General features: G+C 70.4%; 14 protein-coding genes and 2 tRNA genes. 5 read left to right on the forward strand and 11 right to left on the reverse strand.

Going from position 1 to position 19,141, the window contains the following annotated elements; translation table 11 throughout:
- Window positions 1-31: 31 nt before the first annotated feature.
- Window positions 32-2,653 carry a valine--tRNA ligase gene (locus tag ABZZ04_RS08515; RefSeq protein ID WP_356931427.1) on the reverse strand — a complete coding sequence of 874 codons (2,622 nt, stop codon included), beginning with the start codon at window positions 2,651-2,653 and terminating at the stop codon, window positions 32-34.
- 150 nt (window positions 2,654-2,803) lie between these two features.
- On the opposite strand from ABZZ04_RS08515, the gene ABZZ04_RS08520 reads away from it, so the two are divergent.
- Window positions 2,804-3,790, forward strand: a complete 987-nt coding sequence (locus tag ABZZ04_RS08520; protein WP_356931428.1) for a hypothetical protein — start codon at window positions 2,804-2,806, stop codon at window positions 3,788-3,790.
- Between the two features lie 66 nt (window positions 3,791-3,856).
- Here the strand turns inward: ABZZ04_RS08520 and clpX are convergent, their stop codons facing one another.
- From clpX to ABZZ04_RS08545, 5 genes are all read right to left on the reverse strand, one after another.
- The gene (clpX, locus tag ABZZ04_RS08525; RefSeq protein WP_148835162.1) at window positions 3,857-5,155 is read right to left on the reverse strand and encodes an ATP-dependent Clp protease ATP-binding subunit ClpX; all 1,299 of its coding nucleotides are present in this window, start codon (window positions 5,153-5,155) and stop codon (window positions 3,857-3,859) included.
- 157 nt (window positions 5,156-5,312) lie between these two features.
- Window positions 5,313-5,993 carry an ATP-dependent Clp protease proteolytic subunit gene (locus tag ABZZ04_RS08530; RefSeq protein ID WP_356931429.1) on the reverse strand — a complete coding sequence of 227 codons (681 nt, stop codon included), beginning with the start codon at window positions 5,991-5,993 and terminating at the stop codon, window positions 5,313-5,315.
- Window positions 5,994-6,072: 79 nt separating this feature from the next.
- Window positions 6,073-6,678 (reverse strand): ATP-dependent Clp protease proteolytic subunit, encoded by a 606-nt coding sequence (locus tag ABZZ04_RS08535; RefSeq protein ID WP_187438547.1) that lies wholly within the window; start codon window positions 6,676-6,678, stop codon window positions 6,073-6,075.
- Window positions 6,679-6,944: 266 nt separating this feature from the next.
- Window positions 6,945-8,342, reverse strand: a complete 1,398-nt coding sequence (tig, locus tag ABZZ04_RS08540; RefSeq protein WP_356931430.1) for a trigger factor — start codon at window positions 8,340-8,342, stop codon at window positions 6,945-6,947.
- A 211-nt stretch (window positions 8,343-8,553) separates the two neighbouring features.
- Window positions 8,554-8,630: transfer RNA gene (locus ABZZ04_RS08545), tRNA-Pro, on the reverse strand.
- A gap of 168 nt (window positions 8,631-8,798) precedes the next feature.
- Between ABZZ04_RS08545 and ABZZ04_RS08550 the strand changes: the two genes are divergently transcribed.
- Window positions 8,799-8,872, forward strand: a tRNA-Gly gene (locus ABZZ04_RS08550).
- 220 nt (window positions 8,873-9,092) lie between these two features.
- Here the strand turns inward: ABZZ04_RS08550 and ABZZ04_RS08555 are convergent.
- On the reverse strand, window positions 9,093-9,287 hold the full coding sequence (locus tag ABZZ04_RS08555; RefSeq protein WP_356931431.1) for a hypothetical protein: 195 nt from the start codon (window positions 9,285-9,287) through the stop codon (window positions 9,093-9,095).
- Window positions 9,288-9,765: 478 nt separating this feature from the next.
- On the opposite strand from ABZZ04_RS08555, the gene ABZZ04_RS08560 reads away from it, so the two are divergent.
- On the forward strand, window positions 9,766-10,917 hold the full coding sequence (locus ABZZ04_RS08560; RefSeq protein WP_356931432.1) for an acyltransferase family protein: 1,152 nt from the start codon (window positions 9,766-9,768) through the stop codon (window positions 10,915-10,917).
- Between the two features lie 90 nt (window positions 10,918-11,007).
- Here ABZZ04_RS08560 and ABZZ04_RS08565 read toward each other — a convergent pair whose 3' ends face one another.
- Genes ABZZ04_RS08565 through ABZZ04_RS08575 form a run of 3 tightly spaced genes read right to left on the reverse strand, consistent with a single transcriptional unit; the run spans window position 11,008 to window position 14,798 of the window.
- Window positions 11,008-11,472, reverse strand: coding sequence for an HD domain-containing protein (locus ABZZ04_RS08565; RefSeq protein ID WP_356931433.1), 465 nt, complete (start codon window positions 11,470-11,472; stop codon window positions 11,008-11,010).
- Window positions 11,473-11,481: 9 nt separating this feature from the next.
- Window positions 11,482-13,947 carry an FtsX-like permease family protein gene (locus tag ABZZ04_RS08570; protein ID WP_356931434.1) on the reverse strand — a complete coding sequence of 822 codons (2,466 nt, stop codon included), beginning with the start codon at window positions 13,945-13,947 and terminating at the stop codon, window positions 11,482-11,484.
- A complete protein-coding gene (locus ABZZ04_RS08575; RefSeq protein ID WP_356931435.1) occupies window positions 13,947-14,798 on the reverse strand; it encodes an ABC transporter ATP-binding protein in 852 nt (283 codons plus the stop codon). The genes ABZZ04_RS08570 and ABZZ04_RS08575 overlap by 1 nt, the downstream gene beginning before the upstream one ends.
- A 375-nt stretch (window positions 14,799-15,173) precedes the next feature.
- Here ABZZ04_RS08575 and ABZZ04_RS08580 point away from each other — a divergent pair, with 375 nt between their 5' ends.
- Window positions 15,174-16,376: a cation:proton antiporter gene (locus ABZZ04_RS08580; protein WP_356931436.1), complete on the forward strand. Its 1,203-nt coding sequence runs from the start codon at window positions 15,174-15,176 to the stop codon at window positions 16,374-16,376.
- Window positions 16,377-16,652: 276 nt separating this feature from the next.
- On the opposite strand, the gene ABZZ04_RS08585 is transcribed toward ABZZ04_RS08580, so the two are convergent.
- Window positions 16,653-17,798 carry a PP2C family protein-serine/threonine phosphatase gene (locus ABZZ04_RS08585; RefSeq protein ID WP_356931437.1) on the reverse strand — a complete coding sequence of 382 codons (1,146 nt, stop codon included), beginning with the start codon at window positions 17,796-17,798 and terminating at the stop codon, window positions 16,653-16,655.
- 105 nt (window positions 17,799-17,903) lie between these two features.
- Here ABZZ04_RS08585 and ABZZ04_RS08590 point away from each other — a divergent pair, with 105 nt between their 5' ends.
- Window positions 17,904-19,136, forward strand: coding sequence for a GNAT family N-acetyltransferase (locus tag ABZZ04_RS08590; protein WP_356931438.1), 1,233 nt, complete (start codon window positions 17,904-17,906; stop codon window positions 19,134-19,136).
- Window positions 19,137-19,141 lie beyond the last annotated feature (5 nt).

A 19,141-nucleotide genomic window follows, 5' to 3' on the forward strand; every position in this document is an offset into this window, starting at 1 on the left:
TCAGAGGGACGGGGGCTCCGTGCTCAGGTCATCAGCCCTGCGGCAGCTTCGCCAGCTGACCGGAGATGCGCTCGATGTCCGCCTCGGCCTTGGCGAGCCGGCCACGGATCTTGTCGACCACGTTGTCCGGGGCCTTGCCGAGGAACGCCTCGTTGGAGAGCTTGCCGAGGGCCTGGGCCTTCTCCTTCTCGGCGGCGCCCAGGTCCTTCGTCAGGCGCTTGCGCTCGGCCTCGACGTCGATGGTGCCGGAGAGGTCGAGGGCCACCGTGGCCCCGGCGACGGGCAGCGAGGCGGTGGCGTGGAAGCCCTCCCCGGCCGGCTGCAGACGCAGCAGCTGACGGATGGCCGCCTCGTGCGGGGCGAGCGCCGTCCCGTCCAGGGTCAGCTCGGCCGGGACCTTCTGGCCGGGCTGGAGCCCCTGGTCGGAGCGGAACCGGCGGACCTCGGTGACGACCTGCTGGACGAGCTCGATCTCCTGCTCGGCCGCGTCGTCGCGGAAGCCGGAGTCCTTCGGCCAGTCGGCGATGACGACGGACTCACGGCCGGTGAGCGCGGTCCACAGGGTCTCGGTGACGAAGGGGACGACGGGGTGCAGCAGGCGCAGCATCACATCGAGGACCTCGCCGAGGACCCGGCCGGAGACCTCGGCCGGACGGCCGCCGCCGAAGAACGTGGTCTTGGACAGCTCGACGTACCAGTCGAAGACCTCGTCCCAGGCGAAGTGCCGCAGCGCCTCGCTGAGCTTGGAGAACTGGAAGTCGTCGTAGTACGCGTCGACCTCGGCGACCGTCTTGTTGAGCCGGGAGAGGATCCACCGGTCGGTCACCGACATCTCGTCGGCGGACGGCAGCTCGCCCTCGATCGTCGCGCCGTTCATCAGCGCGAAGCGGGTGGCGTTCCAGATCTTGTTGGAGAACTTGGCGGAGCCCTGGACCCACTCCTCGCCGATCGGGACGTCGACGCCGGGGTTGGCGCCGCGCGCCAGGGTGAAGCGCAGCGCGTCGGAGCCGTACTTGTCCATCCAGTCCAGCGGGTTGACGACGTTGCCGAAGGACTTCGACATCTTCTTGCCGAACTCGTCGCGGACCATGCCGTGCAGGACGATGGTCCCGAAGGGCGGGACGCCCTCGTTGACGTACAGGCCGAACATCATCATCCGGGCGACCCAGAAGAAGAGGATGTCGTAGCCGGTGACCAGGACGGAGTTCGGGTAGAACTTCGCGAGGCTGTCGGTCTTCTCCGGCCAGCCGAGCGTGGAGAACGGCCACAGGCCGGAGGAGAACCAGGTGTCCAGGACGTCGCTGTCCTGCGTCCAGCCCTCGCCGGTCGGCGCCTCGTCGTCCGGTCCGACGCAGACGACCTCGCCGTTCGGGCCGTACCAGACGGGGATGCGGTGGCCCCACCAGAGCTGGCGCGAGATGCACCAGTCGTGGAGGTTGTCGACCCAGTCGAAGTACCGCTTCTCCATCTCCTGCGGGTGGATCTTGACCTTGCCGTCGCGGACGGCGTCACCGGCCGCCTCGGCGAGCGGGCCGACCTTGACCCACCACTGCATGGACAGCCGCGGCTCGACGGTGGTCTTGCAGCGCGAGCAGTGGCCGACGGAGTGGGTGTACGGCCGCTTCTCGGCGACGATCCGGCCCTCGGCGCGCAGCGCGGCGACGATGGCGGAGCGGGCCTCCATGCGGTCGAGTCCCTCGAAGGGGCCGGGGACCGTGATGACGGCGCGCTCGTCCATGACCGTGAGGAACGGCAGGTCGTGGCGCCTGCCGATCTCGAAGTCGTTCGGGTCGTGCGCGGGCGTGACCTTCACGGCGCCGGTGCCGAACTCCGGGTCGACGTGGTGGTCGGCGACGACGGGGATCGTGCGGTCGGTCAGCGGCAGCTTGATCTGCTTGCCGACGAGGTGCTTGTAGCGCTCGTCGTCGGGGTGGACGGCGACGGCGGTGTCACCGAGCATCGTCTCGGCACGGGTGGTGGCGACGACGATGGTGTCGTCCCCCTCGCCGTACGTCATCGAGACGAGCTCGCCGTCGTCGTCCTGGTACTCGACCTCGATGTCCGAGATCGCGGTCAGACAGCGCGGGCACCAGTTGATGATGCGCTCGGCGCGGTAGATCAGACCGTCGTCGTACATCTTCTTGAAGATGGTCTGGACGGCGGTGGACAGGCCCTCGTCCATGGTGAAGCGCTCGCGGGACCAGGCGACGCCCTCGCCGAGGCGGCGCATCTGGCCGGAGATCTGGCCACCGGACTCGTTCTTCCACTTCCAGACGCGCTCGACGAAGGCCTCGCGGCCCAGGTCGTGGCGGGACTTGCCCTCCTTGCCGAGCTCGCGCTCGACGACGTTCTGGGTGGCGATGCCGGCGTGGTCCATGCCGGGCTGGTACAGCGCCTCGTAGCCCTGCATGCGCTTGCGGCGGACCAGGGCGTCGATCAGCGTGTGCTCGAAGGCGTGCCCCAGGTGGAGGCTGCCCGTGACGTTCGGCGGCGGGATGACGATGGAGTACGGCGGCTTCTCGCTGTGCTCGTCGGCCTCGAAGTAACCCCGTTCTACCCAGCGCTCATACAGCTTCCCCTCTACCTCGGCCGGTGCGTACTGGGTCGGCAGTTCGGGGTTGCTGGCTGGCGTCTGCTGAGTGTTCTCGGTCACGGGGGACAGTTTAGGGCCGTCACAGTCATGCGCCGAAACGGGATTGTTCGGTAACGGTGTTCCTCCCGGTGCTCCACACGGATGAACCTTCCGTCAGGATGTCCGGAGCGCACGAGAACGTATAGGCATGACGAACAGGGGACACCGCAGATGAGCTACAACCAGCCGGGCCCGTACGGCGGCCAGCCGCCCCAGGGCCAGCCCGGACCCTACGGTGGTCAGCCCCAGGGCCAGCCCGGCCCGTACGGCCAGCAGCCGGGCCCGTACGGCCAGCAGCCCCCGCAGGGGCAGCCGGGGTACGGATACCCCCAGCAGCAGCCCCAGCAGGGCTACGGCTACCCGCCGGCCCAGCAGCCCGCCCCGTACGGCCAGCAGCCCCCCACTCCCCCGTACGGCGGCCAGCCGGCCTACGGCGGGCAGCCCCCGTTCCCCCCGGCCGAGCCGAAGAAGAAGACGGGCCTGATAGTCGCCGCCGTGGTCGTGGCGCTGGCGGTCATCGGGGGCGGGGTGTACTTCCTGACCTCGGGCGGCCCCGACAACGGCGACGTGGCGGACTCCACCAGGGGCTACAAGCTGAAGACCGCCGCCTCGGTGGGCGAGTACAAGAAGCAGTCGACGGGGGACCGCTCCGGGGCGCTGAGCGGCTCGGAGAAGGTCGAGGCCGTGACCCTGGGCATCAAGGACGCCCAACAGGCGAGGGCCCAGTACCAGGCCGGTTCCGAGACGAACAAGCTCACCGCGAAGTCGCTGAGCTTCCAGGGCTACTGGGGCGAGGTCGCCGACCCGGCCAAGGCGGTCGACCAGTCCTTCGAGCTCGTCAAGGCGGGGTTGCAGAAGGGCTCGACGAAGTGGAGCGTCGAGCTCGTCGGCAGCCCCCAGTCCTTCGAACCGTCCGGGTTCAGCGGTGCGCTGATGAAGTGCCAGGACGCGAAGATCACCAACCCCGAGGGCGACGGCACCATGGAGAAGGGCCCGAAGGAGTTCACGACGCCGGTCTGCGCCTGGGCCGACTACAGCACCGTCGGCGTACTCAACGGCGTCGACGTGGCGCTCTCCATCTCCGGCGGGGGCATGCCCAAGGAGACTCTGGCCGACCTGACCGCCAAGCTCTACAACACGTCCCGCGTCAAGGCCTGATCACCCCGCGTCACGCGGAAGAGGGGCGCCCGGCCGGGCGCCCCTCTTCCGTATGCGTGTCTGCCGCTACGCGGACTTCTCGTGCCGGCCGCCGTCGCCGTTGCCGATCGTGCGCGGTTCGCGCGGGACCAGGGTCGGGTTGACGTTGTTGCGGACTACGTCGGCCGTGATGACCACGCGGGCGACGTCCTTGCGGGACGGCACCTCGTACATCACGGACTGGAGGACCTCCTCCATGATGGCCCGCAGGCCGCGCGCGCCGGTGCCGCGCAGGATCGCCTGGTCGGCGATGGCCTCCAGGGCCGGGCGGTCGAAGTCCAGCTCCACGCCGTCGAGTTCGAACAGCCGCTGGTACTGCTTCACGAGGGCGTTGCGCGGCTCGACGAGGATCTGCAGCAGCGCCTCGCGGTCCAGGTTGTGGACCGAGGTCAGGACGGGCAGCCGGCCGATGAACTCCGGGATCATCCCGAACTTCACCAGGTCCTCCGGCATGACCTCCTGGAACTGGTCGCTCGCCTCGATCTCCCGCTTGGAACGGATGGTCGCGCCGAAGCCGATGCCCTTGGCACCCGCCCGGGACTCGATGATCCGCTCCAGACCGGAGAAGGCTCCGCCCACGATGAACAGCACGTTCGTCGTGTCGATCTGGATGAACTCCTGGTGCGGGTGCTTCCGGCCGCCCTGCGGCGGCACGGAGGCGGTGGTGCCCTCCAGGATCTTCAGCAGGGCCTGCTGGACGCCCTCGCCGGAGACGTCACGGGTGATCGACGGGTTCTCGCTCTTGCGGGCGACCTTGTCGATCTCATCGATGTAGATGATCCCGGTCTCGGCCTTCTTGACGTCGTAGTCCGCGGCCTGGATCAGCTTCAGCAGGATGTTCTCGACGTCCTCGCCGACGTAGCCGGCCTCCGTCAGCGCCGTCGCGTCGGCGATGGCGAACGGGACGTTGAGCATGCGGGCCAGCGTCTGCGCGAGCAGCGTCTTGCCGGAGCCCGTGGGGCCCAGCAGCAGAATGTTGGACTTGGCCAGCTCGATGGCGTCGTCCCGGCCCTGCGCGCCGCCGTTCTCACCCGCCTGGACCCGCTTGTAATGGTTGTACACAGCGACCGAGAGGGCCTTCTTCGCAGGCTCCTGCCCGACGACGTACCCCTCGAGGAACTCGTAGATCTCGCGCGGCTTCGGGAGTTCCTCCCACCGCACCTCGGAGGTCTCGGCGAGCTCCTCCTCGATGATCTCGTTGCAGAGATCGATGCACTCGTCGCAGATGTACACACCGGGACCCGCGATGAGCTTCTTCACCTGCTTCTGGCTCTTTCCACAGAACGAGCACTTGAGCAGGTCGCCGCCATCACCGATGCGTGCCACGAGGTGCTTCCCCTTCGCCTGGGAGCAGCTTGGTTCAGCGGCTCCTGGTGCCTCTATCCGACGGTACCTTGCCTTGCCCCCCGTTCGGGGCCCCCTTGGCACGGTTCACACGGCAAAGGCCGGGCGAACCCCGTGTGCCAAGGGGCGAAGGCGGACGTCAGACGGCCGTGGCCGCCTGCTTGCGGGTCGACACGATCTGGTCGATGAGACCGTAGGCGAGGGCGTCCTCGGCGGTCAGGATCTTGTCGCGCTCGATGTCGTCGCGGATCTTCTCCAGCGGGGTGGTGGAGTGCTTGGCCAGCAGCTCCTCCAGCTGGGTGCGCATCCGCAGGATCTCGTTGGCCGCGATCTCCAGGTCGGAGAGCTGCTCACGGCCGGTCTGCGAGGACGGCTGGTGGATCAGCACACGGGCGTTGGGCAGTGCCATGCGCTTGCCGGGGGTGCCCGCGGCGAGCAGCACGGCCGCGGCGGAGGCCGCCTGGCCCATGCAGACCGTCTGGATGTCCGGCTTCACGAACTGCATCGTGTCGTAGATCGCGGTGAGCGCGGTGAACGAGCCGCCGGGGCTGTTGATGTAGATGGAGATGTCCCGGTCCGGGTCCATCGACTCCAGGCACAGCAGCTGCGCCATGACGTCGTTGGCGGAGGCGTCGTCGATCTGCACGCCGAGGAAGATCACGCGCTCCTCGAAGAGCTTCGCGTACGGGTCGTACTCGCGCACGCCCTGCGAGGTGCGCTCCACGAAGCGCGGGACGATGTAGCGGTTGTCCACCTGCGGGCCGGTGTAGAGGCCGCTCGCGGAGGCGCCGGGGAAGTTGTTCATGTGGGTGTTCACCATCCTGGTGGCGTTCTGTGGCTGGGTGTCTCGGCGTACGAGAGGTGCGCGGGGCGGTGGAGCCGGATCCGGGGGTGCCGGATCAGGCGCCGGTGCCGCCGCCGCCCGGAACGCCCGATGCGGCCGTGATGATCTCGTCGATGAGGCCGTACTCCTTGGCCTCCTCCGCGGTGTACCAGCGGTCGCGGTCGCCGTCGCGGATGATCGTCTCGACGGTCTGGCCGGAGTGACGGGCGGTGATCTCCGCCATGCGCTGCTTGGTGCGCAGCAGGTACTGGGCCTGGATCTTGATGTCCGAGGCCGTACCGCCGATGCCGGCCGAACCCTGGTGCATGAGGATGTCGGTGTTCGGGAGCGCGAAGCGCTTGCCCGCGGTACCGCCGGTGAGCAGGAACTGGCCCATCGAGGCCGCCATGCCCATGCCGATGGTGACCACGTCGTTCGGGATGTACTGCATGGTGTCGTAGACCGCCATGCCGGCCGTCACCGAACCACCGGGGCTGTTGATGTAGAGGTAGATGTCCTTCTCGGGCTCCGCGGCGAGAAGAAGCAGCTGCGCGGTGATCTTGTTGGCGATCTCATCGTCGACCTGCTGACCGAGGAAGATGATGCGCTCGCCGAGCAGCCGGCTGTAGACCTGGTCACCGAGGCCTCCACCGAGGGACGGCTCTCCGGCGGCGTAGGGCATCAGATTCGTCACGTATCCACCTGCTCGTCTCTGACGGCTCCGGCCGTCTCAGCGTCTTCGTACCGGGTGGGCCGGGGACTCCCCTGCCCTTCCTATTCATGGACCCTAACGCGCAGGTGGGACAACGCCATCCCGCTTCCGCAACTGTTCGCTCGGAGCGCAAGGTCCGCAGTCCGCACAAGGGTTGTGGGGCACCGCGCGCCATATGGCGACGGGCTCCGGACGCGACTGCGTCCGGAGCCCGTCGAAGGGGTTCAGCGCGAGGCTCAGGCCTCGTTCTTCTCCTCGGCGGCGTCGGCGACGGCCTCGGTGGTGCCCTCGGCGGCCTCGACGGCCTCGATGGCCTCCTCCTCGTCGTCCTCCAGGTCGATGACCTCGCCGTTGGTGTCGACGACCTTGGCGGCCTCGACGACCACGGCCAGCGCCTTGCCCCGGGCGACCTCGCCGACGAGCATCGGCACCTGGCCGCCCTCGACGACGGCCTGGGCGAACTGGTCGGGGCTCATGCCGGAGGAAGCGGCACGCCGCATGAGGTGCTCGGTGAGCTCCTCCTGGTTGACGTTCAGCTTCTCCTTGTTGACGATCTCGTCCAGGATGAACTGGGTCTTGATGCCCTTGACCGCCTGCTCGGAGGTCTCGGCGTCGAACTCCTCGACCGTCTTGCCCTGGATCTCCAGGTACTTCTCGAGGGTCAGGCCCATCTGGCCGAGCTGGTGGTGCTCCAGGTTGTGCTTGCGGGTCTGCACCTCGTCCGCGAGCAGCTTCTCCGGGATCGGGACCTCGGCGAGCTTGAGCAGCTCGTCCAGGACGCGCTCCTGGGCCTGGGTGGCCTGGTCGTACTGCTTGGTGTTCTCCAGGCGCTTGCGGCTGTCGGCCTTCAGCTCGTCGAGGGTGTCGAACTCGCTGGCCATCTGGGCGAACTCGTCGTCCAGCTCGGGGAGCTCACGGGCGGCGACCGCGGAGACCTTGACGGTGACCTCGGCCTCCTTGCCCTCGGCCGAGCCACCCTTCAGCTCGGAGGTGAAGGTGGCCTCGCCACCCGCCTCCAGGCCGGTGACCGCGGCGTCGATGCCGTCGAGGAGCTCACCGGAACCGATGGTGTACGAGACACCCTCGGCCACGCCGTCCTCCAGGACCTCGCCGTCGACCTTGGCCTCCAGGTCGATCGTCACGACGTCGCCCTCGGCGGCGGCGCGCTCGACCGGGTTGGTGGAGGCGAAGCGCTCGCGGAGCTGCTCCACGGCCTTCTCGACGTCCTCGTCGGTGACCTCGATGGCGTCGACGGTGACCTCGATGCCGGAGTAGTCCGGGATCTCGATCTCGGGGCGTACGTCAACCTCGGCGGTGAAGGCCAGCAGCTCGCCGTCCTTCAGCTCGGTGATGTCGACCTCGGGCTGACCGAGGACGTTGAGCTCACCCTCGTTGACGGCCTCGGTGTAGAACTTCGGGAGCGCGTCGTTGACGGCCTCCTCCAGCACCGCACCGCGACCGAACCGCTGGTCGATGACCCGGGCAGGGATCTTGCCCTTGCGGAAGCCCTTCACCGTGACCTGCTGGTTGATCTTCTTGTACGCCGCGTCGAGGCTGTCCTTGAGCTCCTCGAAGGGCACCTCGACAGTGAGCCGAACCCGGGTCGGGTTCAGGGTCTCCACGGCGCTCTTCACGGTTCGGTCTCCTTGTGGCTGACTTCTTGGGGTTCTGCTCCGCCGCACGGGAGGCGGCTTCGCGGACCGAGCCCGGTACATCAGACACACGGGCACGCAATTTGCATAGTAACGGCAAGGAGTCGGACTCCCACAATGCGATCTTGCCCGTGCTCCGCGATCCCGCGGACGGCCCCGGAACGCCGCCTGCGATGGTCACTGATCTTGCCGGTGGTCGGGGTGGCCGGATTCGAACCGACGACCTTCCGCTCCCAAAGCGGACGCGCTACCAAGCTGCGCCACACCCCGTCGGTGCGACACGTAGGGTACATGCAGTCGGACAGTGCGTCGGCCCCTTCAGGGCGGGTGCCGTCGGACACCGTGCCGGGTCGCCGTGACAACGGGTGTGCGGGCAGCGCCCACGACCCGCTACGATGCTTCACGTGCCGCCGGTCACCGGACCTGCGGTGCGGCCTCGCGGGCGTAGCTCAATGGTAGAGCCCTAGTCTTCCAAACTAGCTACGCGGGTTCGATTCCCGTCGCCCGCTCCATGCTCGGGCCCGGTCCGGCGAAATCACTCGCCGGACCGGGCCCTTTGCGTTTCGTGCTGTTCTCGTGCTGCCCCCTCGACGGCACCACGTCGCCCCCCGGCCTTCGGTGCCGCACGGTCGCGCTCCTCGTCGACGGCCCGCGGGTGCGCCCCGCCGAAAGGCCCGGACTCCGGGCCGCGCACGGCATCTGTCGCGGGGTCAGCAGCGCCGGCGGGGTCGGTCAGAAGGAGATCTGGTTGATGGTCTCGGCTATCGAGTTCATGAACCGGTTGATCGACGGCGCCATGCCGGTCGACGCCAGGAAGAAGCCGAAGAGGGCCGCGACGACCGCGGGTCCCGGCTTGATGGAACCGCTCCGGATCATGACCACCAGGATGATCGCAAACAGAAGCACCACGGACAGTGAAATGGCCACCACTGATCACACCCTCGGATCGGTACACCTTGCCGGCCCGGAGATGTGCGGCCGAGCACCCTCCGTCGCGTTCCATCGTGCCACCAACTCCCCTGTGGTTGCTGCCGGGTGACGGATCACACTGACGAGATCGCGCCATCCTCGCGCCCCGCGCACGCCAGGGGCGCACGTCCGCACGCGGGTCGCACGGAGACCCCCGCGGGCCTCCCGCGCCTGTGCGCGGACTGTGAATAACCCACCCGAACAAGGCTGCGAATGTGATGGTTTCCATATCCCCACACTTCATTCACACGCAATTCCAAGGTTCGAGTGCGATGAAATTAACGGCCCACAACAGCCTGCCGCTATGCACCATTTAAGGTGGATGAATCGGTGCATAGCGGGCGGTTGACGGTGGTTTCGCTTTCGATTGGGCGGGAGCGCGAGATATCCACGAGCGGTTTTACGAATTGCAATCGGGGCGTCTAAGGTGCGTGAGATGTTCCACGCTCCGAACGCATTTCAGAGGGCCCCGCTCCCATCGGCGACCCGGGAGTCGGAGCCCAGACACCGAGGGACGACGACTGCCGCCGCGGCGCCCGCACCCGTGGCGAACAAGCCGTCGGCGCCCCCGTCGGCGAAGAAGCGCGACGCCTACTTCGACAACGTCAAATATCTGGCCATCGTGCTCGTCGCGGTGGCGCACTCGTGGGAACCGGTGATGGAGGGCAGCCGGACCGCCCGCGCGCTGTACATGGTGGCGTACACCTTCCACATGCCGGCGTTCATCATCGTCTCCGGCTACTTCTCCCGCTCCTTCGACATGTCCGCCACCAGGGTGCGGCGCCTGATCACCGGCGTCGCCGTGCCCTATGTGGTGTTCGAGACCGCGTACTCGCTGTTCAAGCGGTACGCGGACGACTCGCCGGACCAGCCGATCAGCCTGATCGACCCCTGGTACCTCACCTGGTTCCTGATCGCGCTCTTCGTCTGGCGGATCACCACGCCCCTGTGGCAGGCGCTGCGCCATCCGCTGCCGGTCGCGCTCGCCGTCGCGGTGCTCGCCTCCTTCTCCCCGACGATCGGCGACGACCTCGACCTCCAGCGCATCCTGCAGTTCCTGCCGTTCTTCGTGCTGGGACTGCAGCTGCGGCCCGAGCACTTCCACGCGGTGCGCCGGCGCGAGGTCCGGATGTTCGCGCTCCCGCTGTTCGCCGCGGCCCTGCTGTGCGCGTACTGGGCGGCGCCGCGGATGCAGCTGGGCTGGTTCTACCGCAGCAACAGCGCGCAGGAGATGGGCGCCCCGTGGTGGTCCGGTGCCGTGATGACGCTGGTCATGTTCGGCTGCGCGCTGCTGCTCACCGTCGGGTTCCTGTCCTGGGTGCCGCGCCGTCACATGTGGTTCACGGTGCTCGGCGGCGGCACGATCTGCGGCTACCTGCTGCACGGCTTCCTGATCAAGGGCGCCGATTACGCCGGGGTGTTCGACCTCTACGAGTGGCTCGCGGCGCCCGGTGGTCTGATCCTCGTCTCCGTGGTCGCGGCCGGCGCGGTGACGGTGATGTGCACGCCGCCGGTGCGACGGGCGCTGCGCGCCGTGACGGAACCGGACATGAAGTGGGCGTTCCGGCGGAACCCGGCCGGGCGCTGACCCCGGGGGCGGCGCCCCGGGGTCGGCCCCAAGGCACCGCCCTCGGGGTCAGTACCGCGCCATGTTGGCTTGAACCTGTTGTTCACCGGGTCATCGGGGCGGAGTGAGCCCGAGCAGCTTCCGTGCCCGGGCATATTTCTCGGTCAGCCGGGTACGGGTCGCCGGTTCCAGCACGGCGAGGCGGTCCGGGTCGGCGTTGTGGGCCAGATCGGACTCCTTGACCAGCAGGGCGCCCGGGGTGTCGAGGATGCGCCGGGTGTACGCGACGAGGTCCTCGCCGTCCCGTTTGGTGACGGCGAGGACCATGTCCTTGACCCGTTGCGGCAGTGCGGCACCGGCCAGCCATTCCTCCGACAGCGCGTCGTCCTCGACCGCGTCGTGCAGCCAGGCCGCGGCGATCTGTTCGTCGCTGCCGCCCCTGGCCCGTACGCCCTCGGCGACGGCCGCGAGGTGCTCGGTGTACGGGCGGCCCGCCTTGTCCCGCTGCCCGGCGTGGGCCGCGCGGGCGATCGCCTCGACTTCGGTCAGGGTCAGGTCACCGCGCCGGGTCGTCATGGACCGACTCTACGGGTGGGCGGCCGTCGTGCGCAGGGCCGCCCTGGCCGGGACCGTGGCGGCGAGGAGGCCGAGTCCGACGATCGCGGCGACGAAGGATCCGTACAGCACCGGCGGGATGTACGGGGACTCGCCCGTCAGGCCCTTCATCATCGGGACGAGGGTGGCCAGCGCGATCCCGGTGCCGAGCGCGACCCCGGCGACCGTGACCAGCAGCGCCTCCCAGCGGATCATGCCCATGACCTGGCGGCGGGTGGAGCCGACCAGCCGGAGCATGGTCAGTTCGCGGCGGCGGTCGAGGACGGTCATCACGAGGGTGTTGACGGCGGCGATGCCGGCGAATCCGCCGAGGACCGAGGCCATGGTGGTGTTGGCCCAGGCGTTGAGTTCGCGGCCCTCGTCCTGTGCCGCGGCGTAGCCGGAGCGGTCGGAGACGGTGCCGAGCGCGGCGAGTCCGCGCGCGGCGGCGGGGGTGGCTCGCACCAGCAGGTCGGAGGCGTACGGCGAGGTCACATGGGGCTTCAGGTCGGCCGCGGGCAGGGTGACGAGGCTGGTGCCCAGGCCCCGCCCGTAGATCGCGACGACCTTCGCGGACGCCTTGGTGCCGTCCGGCATCCGCAGGGCGAGCCGGTCGCCGGTGTCCAGGTCGAGCGAGCCGGCGAGCGTGGTGTCGACGGCGATCGTCCCGGGCCGCAGGGCGGCCAGGGACCCGCTCCTGACGTCGAGGTCCTGGACCTTCGGGAGTTCCCTGCCGGAGCCGATGACGCCCTGCGCGGAGGCGGTCTGGAGCATCGGGCCGTTCGATCCGCCGGGCACCAGGACGGCGGTGCGGAGCAGCCCGACGGCGGTGGAGACGCCGGGGGTCGCGGCGGCCCGTTCGGTCGCGTCGGAGGCGAGTCCCGCCGGGGCGGAGACGATGTGGTCGGCGACGATCGCGTCGCGCTGCTGGTGCGCGGTGACCCGTTCCTGGCTGGTGTGCATGAAGACGAGCGTCGACGAGAAGGCCATCGCGAGCACGATCGGGGTGATCGCGGAGGCCAGTCGGCGGGAGTTGGTGAGGGAGTTGGCGGCGGCCAGCGAGCCGGACGCCCCGGCGGCGCGCAGCGGCAGCCCGAGGACGGCGGCGCAGATCCGGGCGATGACCGGGCCGAGCAGTCCGACCGCGACCATGAAGAGCATGACGACGCCCAGGGCCGCGTTCGCCGAGTCCTCGCCGGAGGTGACGGAGGCGACGCCGGCGAGGGTGATGCCGCCGATGAGGGCCGCGATGCCGAGCGGGGTGCGGACGGCGCCGAACGGGGCGCGTTCCACGGCCGTCTGGGCGAGGGCCAGGCCCGGCCGCATCTTCGCGGGGCGGCGCGCGGCGAGGTAGCCGGCGCCCAGGGCGGTGGCCATGGTGACGAGTACGGCGACGGCCATGGGCAGCGGGGAGACGTGCAGGTCGACGGCCTCGGGGATGGCCCCCCGGTCCTGAAGTTGGCCGAACCACCAGGTGGCCAGGGCGGTTCCGGGCAGGCAGCCGAGCGCTCCGGCGAGCGGGGCGACGAGCAGGGATTCCGCGGCGATGCTGCGGCGCAGCTGACGCGGGGTGGCGCCGATGGCGCGCAGCAGGGCGAACTCGCGGCCGCGCTGGCCGACGGAGAGGGCGACCGTACCGGCGGCGGTGAAGACGGCGACCATGGTGGCGACGCCGCCGAAGGAGGCGCCGAGGCCGAAGAGGAGTTCCTTGGCGCCCGCGAGGGCCGGGTCCTCGGCGGCGCCCCGGTCGTCGCCGGTGTGGACCTGTGCCGCGGCGGTGTTGCCGACGGCCTTGCGCACCCGGTCGGCGAGGACGTCGGTGGAGGTGCCCGGTTCGGCGAGCACGGCGAGGGCGTCGACCCGGCCGGGGTGGCCGGAGAGCTGCACGGCCTGCCGGTCGGCGAACCAGACGGTGGTGCCGGGGGCGGTGGTGCCCGAGACCCTGAACTCCCGGAGGCCGACCGGGGTGTCGAGGGTGATCCTGCCGCCGGCCCCGGTCCCGGTCCCGGCGGGGACGACGACCTCACCGGTGCGGGGTGCCTCGCCGGTGGCCAGCCGGGTGTCGGTGAGGGGGGCCGAGCCCCAGCCGTGGGCGGTGAGGGGGGTGCCGTCCCGGTGCACGGGGTAGGTGACGTCGCCGATCACGGTGGCCGCGCCGGGGGCCGAGGCGGCCCTGTCGACCAGGGCCAGGGGCAGCCGGGCGGTGTCCGGGACGGTCACGGGCGTGTCCGGGTCGTCCTCCCGGATCTTCAGGTGGATCTGCTGGTCGGCGGCGACCACCACGGGGGCCTTCGCGTAGCGCTCGGCGGGCACCGCGGCGCGTACGCCGGTCTCCAGCAGGATCCCGCAGGCGGAAACGACGGCCGCGGCCAGCAGGAGCGCGACGAACGTCCCGACGAACGACGAGGGTTTGAAGCGCACGGCCGCGCGGGCGAGGCCGTTGGGGACGAGGGACATCAGGCTGCTGCTCCTGCGTGAACGGGGGTGGTGCGGGCGGTGCGGGCGGTCAGCGCGGTCATCCGGGCGGCGATCCGCGCGGCGTCGGCGCGCGGCAGGCTGTCCGCGATGGCGCCGTCGGCGAGGAAGAGCACCTGGTCGGCGTGGGCGGCGGCCGCCGGGTCGTGGGTGACCATGACGACGGTGGCGCCGAGGCCGTCCACCGCGTCGCGGAGCAGGGCGAGGATCTCGGCGGCCGTGGTGGTGTCGAGGGCGCCGGTCGGTTCGTCGGCGAAGACCACGTCGGGGCGGGTGACCAGGGCGCGGGCGACGGCGACGCGCTGCTGCTGGCCGCCGGAGAGCTGGCCGGGGCGGCGGCCGCCCTTGTCGCCGAGGCCGACCCGGGCGAGCATCTCGGCCGCCTCGCGGCGGCCCCGGGCGGAGCGGGGGCTCTGCCCGGCCAGGCGCATGGGGAGGATGACGTTCTGCTCGACCGTCAGGGACGGGAGCAGGTTGAAGGACTGGAAGACGAAGCCGAGCCGGGTGCGGCGCAGCTCGGTGAGCCGGTTCTCGCTCATGCCGGTGATCTCGGTGCCCCCGAGGCGTACGGAGCCCTCGGTGGGGCGGTCGAGCCCGGCAGCGCACTGGAGGAAGGTCGACTTCCCGGAGCCGGAGGGACCCATGACGGCGGTGAAGGAGGCGCGCGGGAGGGCCAGGTCGATGCCCCGCAGCGCGTGGACGGCGGATCCGCCCCGGCCGTACTGCCTGCGGACACCGCGCAGTTCGACCGCGAGGTCCAAAAGCCCGGCCCCCCGGTGGGTGTCCGCCGGGTGCTGCCCGTCCTGCGTGCGTCGGGTGCCTCGCAGCCCCATGTTCTCCGCCTCTCCTTGCTCGCCGGCCGCTTCTTCGGCCGTGCTTCGAACCTATGGAGCGGGGGTGGTCCCGGAACATGGCGGCTGCTGGCGGATCGGGGGTGGGGAAAACCCCAGGTTGTACCGGGGGTGTGCAGTCCCGGGACCGGGCGGGACGGGCGGTCGGGCTGCCGCGGGACGGGTGGCGGGGGCCGGCACCGGGGCCGGGACAGCCGGGTCGGCGGGAACCGGACAGCGGCAGCCGGACAGCGGGGCCGACGAGGCGGCATAGTTTCGACGTCAATCGTTCGGTAAACTAATTACTGACGACTTCTTGACGCTCTCTTGACCAAATGAAGGATCAGGCTCATCGGACACGCAGACACGCTCATCGCCATGGGCGGCGCCTTCCTCGCCGCCGCCGTCCTCGCCCGCTTCGGCAGCCGCATCGGACTGCCGACCATCCCCCTGTTCATCCTGGCCGGGATCCTGCTCGGCCCGCACACGCCCGGCATCGTGCTCGTCGCCGATCCGCACGAGCTGGAGATGCTCTCCGCACTCGGCCTGGTGCTGCTGCTCTTCTACCTCGGCCTCGAATTCCACCTCGACGACCTCAAGGCCGGCGGACGGAAGATGCTCATCGCGGGCTCCGTCTATCTGGCGCTGAACGTCGGCGCCGGACTCGCCTTCGGCTTCGCCCTGGGCTGGGGCACCTCGGAGGCCCTCGTCATGGCCGGGGTCATCGGCATCTCGTCGTCGGCCATCGTGACCAAGATCCTGGTCGACACGAAGCGCCTGGCCAGCCCGGAGACCAAGACGATCCTCGGCATCATCGTCGTCGACGACGTCTTCCTCGCCCTCTACCTCGCCGCCCTGCAGCCGATCCTGTCGCGCTCGGACAGCCTCGGCGCCGCGGTGCTCGACGGGGGCAAGGCGTTCGGCTTCCTGCTGCTGCTCGCGCTCACCGCCCGGTTCGGCACGAAGCTCATCAGCAAGCTGATCCACACCTCGGACGACGAACTGCTCGTCATCTCCTTCCTCGGCGCCGCCGTTTTCGTGGCGGGGGTCTCCGAGTGGTTCGGGGTCGCGGACGCGATCGGCGCCTTCATGGTGGGCCTGATGCTCGGCAGCACCACGTCGGGCGAGCGCATCCTCAAGCTGGTCCATCCGCTGCGCGACGCCTTCGGGGCGATCTTCTTCTTCGCCTTCGGGCTCTCCATCAACCCCGGTGACCTGCCGGGCGTGATGTGGCCGGTGCTGGCCGCCGTCGTGCTGACCGCGGCGATGAACATCGCCTCCGGCCTGGTCTCCGCACGGGTCTACGGCTTCGGACGGCAGGCCGCGGCGAACATCTCCACCACCCTGACGGCCCGCGGCGAGTTCGCACTGATCCTCGCCACGATGGCCGCCGGCGCGGGGCTGGACGAGCGGCTGCCGCCGTTCATCGCCGGCTACGTGCTCGTCCTCGCGGTCCTCTCCCCGCTGGCGGCCGGACGGTCGCACTGGCTGGCCCGCATCCTGCCGGGCGGACGGAACGGGGGCGAGAACGACGGGAACGGTGACGGCACCGACGCCGGAAGACTTACGGTCCCGGCCTGAACGGCCCCGGACCGGGACTGCGGAACAGGCCCCCGGCCGGGGACGACGGGGCGGGCGCGGAGGCAGCGGGGCGACACCCCGGCGGCCCCGCCCCGCCCCGTTCCCGTACCGCCTCGTTGCCGCCCCGCCCCGTTCCCGTACCGGACAGCCCTGCCGCTCTTCCCCGACCCGCCCCGCTCCCGTACCGCTCCCCGGCGCATCGTGTCCACGATCCGGTGAGGGGCCGACTCCCGTTGACGCGCGCCCGGTTCGGTGCGTTTGCGTACGGTTCCTGATTCAGGCCCTGCGGGACAGCAGCAGCAGCGCCCGGTCGTCGTTGACGTCCTTGGCGCACGCCTCGATCAGATGCCAGGCGGCGCCCTCGAACCCCGTGGCGACGTAGCGGTCCGCCTCGCCGGTCAGCCGGTCGATGCCCTCCGCGATGTCGCGGTCGGACGCCTCCACCAGGCCGTCCGTGAACAGCATCAGCACGTCGCCGGGGGCCAGCGAACCCTTCACCGCGTCGAACTGGGCTCCGTCGTACACCCCGAGCAGCGGCCCCTCGGCCGCCTTCTCCTCCCACTGCCCGCTGCCGGAGTGGAGTTGCAGGGCGGGCGGGTGCCCGGCCGAGAAGAGTTCGTAGTCGCCCGATTCGAGGTCCAGGACCAGATGGATCGAGGTGGCGAAGCCCTCGTCCCAGTCCTGGCGCAGCAGATAGCCGTTGGCCGCCGGCAGGAAGCCGTGCGGGGGCAGCGACCCGAGGAGCCCGCCGAAGGCCCCGGACAGCAGGAGGGCGCGGGAGCCCGCGTCCATGCCCTTGCCGGAGACGTCGGTGAGGACGGCCTCCAGGGTCCGGCCGCCGTTGGTGCGGGCGGCCACGACGAAGTCGCCGGAGAAGGACTGCCCGCCGGCCGGGCGCAGCGCCATCTCGCGGTGCCAGCCCTGCGGCAGCCGGGGCAGGGCGCTCTGCACCCGGATGCGTTCGCGCAGGTCGAAGAGCATGGTGCCGCCGCGCCGCCACGGCACCCCGACCCGGGCCCGGAACTGGGCGAGGACCAGCCCGAAGAGGCCGCAGGCGGCGACCACCAGGACGATGCCGGGCGTCACCCGGCCCGGCCCGTCGTCGTACGGGCCCAGCCCGAGCGACTCCACGATCAGGGCCGTGGCGGCGGTCGCGTACAGGCCCAGCAGGCTCGCGGGCCGCAGCAGCAGTCCGCCCGCGACGATCGGCAGGACGAGGGCGGCCGGTGAGCACCACAGCGGGTTGATCAGGGTGACGCAGGTGATGACCGGGACGGTCAGCAGCAGTCCGGCCAGCGCGATCCAGTCCGACCCGTCGCCGCGGAAGTAGTCGACCCCGGATCTGCGCAGCGCGACGCGTGCCCGGTGCACCGATTTCCGCAATCGTGCCGGGTACGAGTCTGTTGCCGCGCGTCGAGCCATTGCGGGGACCTTATCTAGCCGGACGCCCCGAGTGCAGGGGGCCCCTGTGACAATGCGTTCGAAATCGGTTCGCCCCGGAGCCGTGCCCCTGGTAGTCATGGCTCCATGACTACAGAGCTTCGCGTGTTGCGTCCGTCCGAGTGGAACCAGTGGTTCGAGTGCCTGGAGCTCGCATTCGGCGGTGTCGCGGAGCCGCCCGAGCAGCGCGAGCTGGAGGAGCAGCTGACCGAGCACGAGCGGTCGCTCGGCATCTGGGACGGCGACGACGTCGTGGGCACGGCGGGGGCGTTCAGCTTCCGGCTGGCCGTGCCGGGCGGGGCCCTGGTGCCCGCCGCCGGGGTCACGATGGTGAGCGTCGCCTCCACCCATCGCAGGCGCGGTCTGCTGACCTCGATGATGCGCAGGCAGCTGGACGACGTCCGGGCCCTGGGCGAGCCGATCGCCGTGCTGACGGCGTCGGAGCCGGAGATCTACGGCCGGTTCGGGTACGGCATGGCCTCGCGGCAGATGTCCCTGACCATCGACACGACCCGGGTGGGGCTGACGGTGCCGGAGGGCACCGACGGGATCCGGCTGCGCCACGCGAAGCCGGACGAGGCGCTGGCCGCGTGCGCGAGCGTGTACGAGCGGCTGGTGGCCGGGCGTCCCGGCACGCCCGCGCACAATGCGGCCTGGGACCGGAAGGCCGTGGTCGACCCGGTGCACGAGCGGCAGGGCGGTTCGGCCCGGCAGTACGTGCTGGCGGAGCGGGACGGCGAGCTCGTGGGCTGTGTGTCCTATCGCCTCAACCCCAAGTGGGAGGCGTCCGGCCCCGCGGGCAAGGTGGTGGTGAACGACCTGGGGGCGCTGGACCCGGCGGCGTACGCGGCGCTGTGGCGGTTCCTCTTCGAGATCGACCTGACGTCGACCGTCGTGGCGGGCAACCGGCCGGTCGACGACGCGGTGCTGCACATGGTGTCGGACGTGCGGCGGTGCGACATCCGGGTCCGGGACTCGCTCCACGTACGGCTGGTGGAGCTGGGGGCGGCGCTGGAGGCGCGGGCGTACCGGGCACCGGTGGACGTGGTGTTCGAGGTCGAGGACGCGTTCTGCCCCTGGAACGCGGGGCGTTGGCGGCTCACGGGTGACGCCAAGGGCACCGCGTCGTGCCGGCGCACCGACGATCCGGCCGATCTCGCGCTCTCGGTGCGGGAGTTGGGGTCGGCGTACCTGGGCGGCGAGTCGCTGAGCTCGCTGGCCCTGGCCGGCCGGGTGCGGGAGCTGCGGCCCGGTGCCCTGGCGGAGGCGTCGCTGGCGTTCTCCTCGGACGCGGAGCCGTGGCTGCCCCACGGGTTCTAGCAACG

It is taken from the genome of Streptomyces sp. NPDC006435 (genome assembly GCF_040612315.1).
Lineage (GTDB): Bacteria > Actinomycetota > Actinomycetes > Streptomycetales > Streptomycetaceae > Streptomyces.

What these genes read in the sequence shown, in the direction of transcription:
- ABZZ04_RS08520 (WP_356931428.1), top strand. Translation starts at nt 2,804, where the DNA reads ATGAGCTACAACCAGCCGGGCCCGTACGGCGGCCAGCCGCCCCAGGGC.
- ABZZ04_RS08530 (WP_356931429.1), bottom strand. Translation starts at nt 5,993, where the DNA reads ATGGTGAACACCCACATGAACAACTTCCCCGGCGCCTCCGCGAGCGGC.
- ABZZ04_RS08535 (WP_187438547.1), bottom strand. Translation starts at nt 6,678, where the DNA reads ATGCCCTACGCCGCCGGAGAGCCGTCCCTCGGTGGAGGCCTCGGTGAC.
- ABZZ04_RS08560 (WP_356931432.1), top strand. Translation starts at nt 9,766, where the DNA reads ATGTTCCACGCTCCGAACGCATTTCAGAGGGCCCCGCTCCCATCGGCG.
- ABZZ04_RS08565 (WP_356931433.1), bottom strand. Translation starts at nt 11,472, where the DNA reads ATGACGACCCGGCGCGGTGACCTGACCCTGACCGAAGTCGAGGCGATC.
- ABZZ04_RS08570 (WP_356931434.1), bottom strand. Translation starts at nt 13,947, where the DNA reads ATGTCCCTCGTCCCCAACGGCCTCGCCCGCGCGGCCGTGCGCTTCAAA.
- ABZZ04_RS08575 (WP_356931435.1), bottom strand. Translation starts at nt 14,798, where the DNA reads ATGGGGCTGCGAGGCACCCGACGCACGCAGGACGGGCAGCACCCGGCG.
- ABZZ04_RS08580 (WP_356931436.1), top strand. Translation starts at nt 15,174, where the DNA reads ATGGGCGGCGCCTTCCTCGCCGCCGCCGTCCTCGCCCGCTTCGGCAGC.
- ABZZ04_RS08585 (WP_356931437.1), bottom strand. Translation starts at nt 17,798, where the DNA reads ATGGCTCGACGCGCGGCAACAGACTCGTACCCGGCACGATTGCGGAAA.
- ABZZ04_RS08590 (WP_356931438.1), top strand. Translation starts at nt 17,904, where the DNA reads ATGACTACAGAGCTTCGCGTGTTGCGTCCGTCCGAGTGGAACCAGTGG.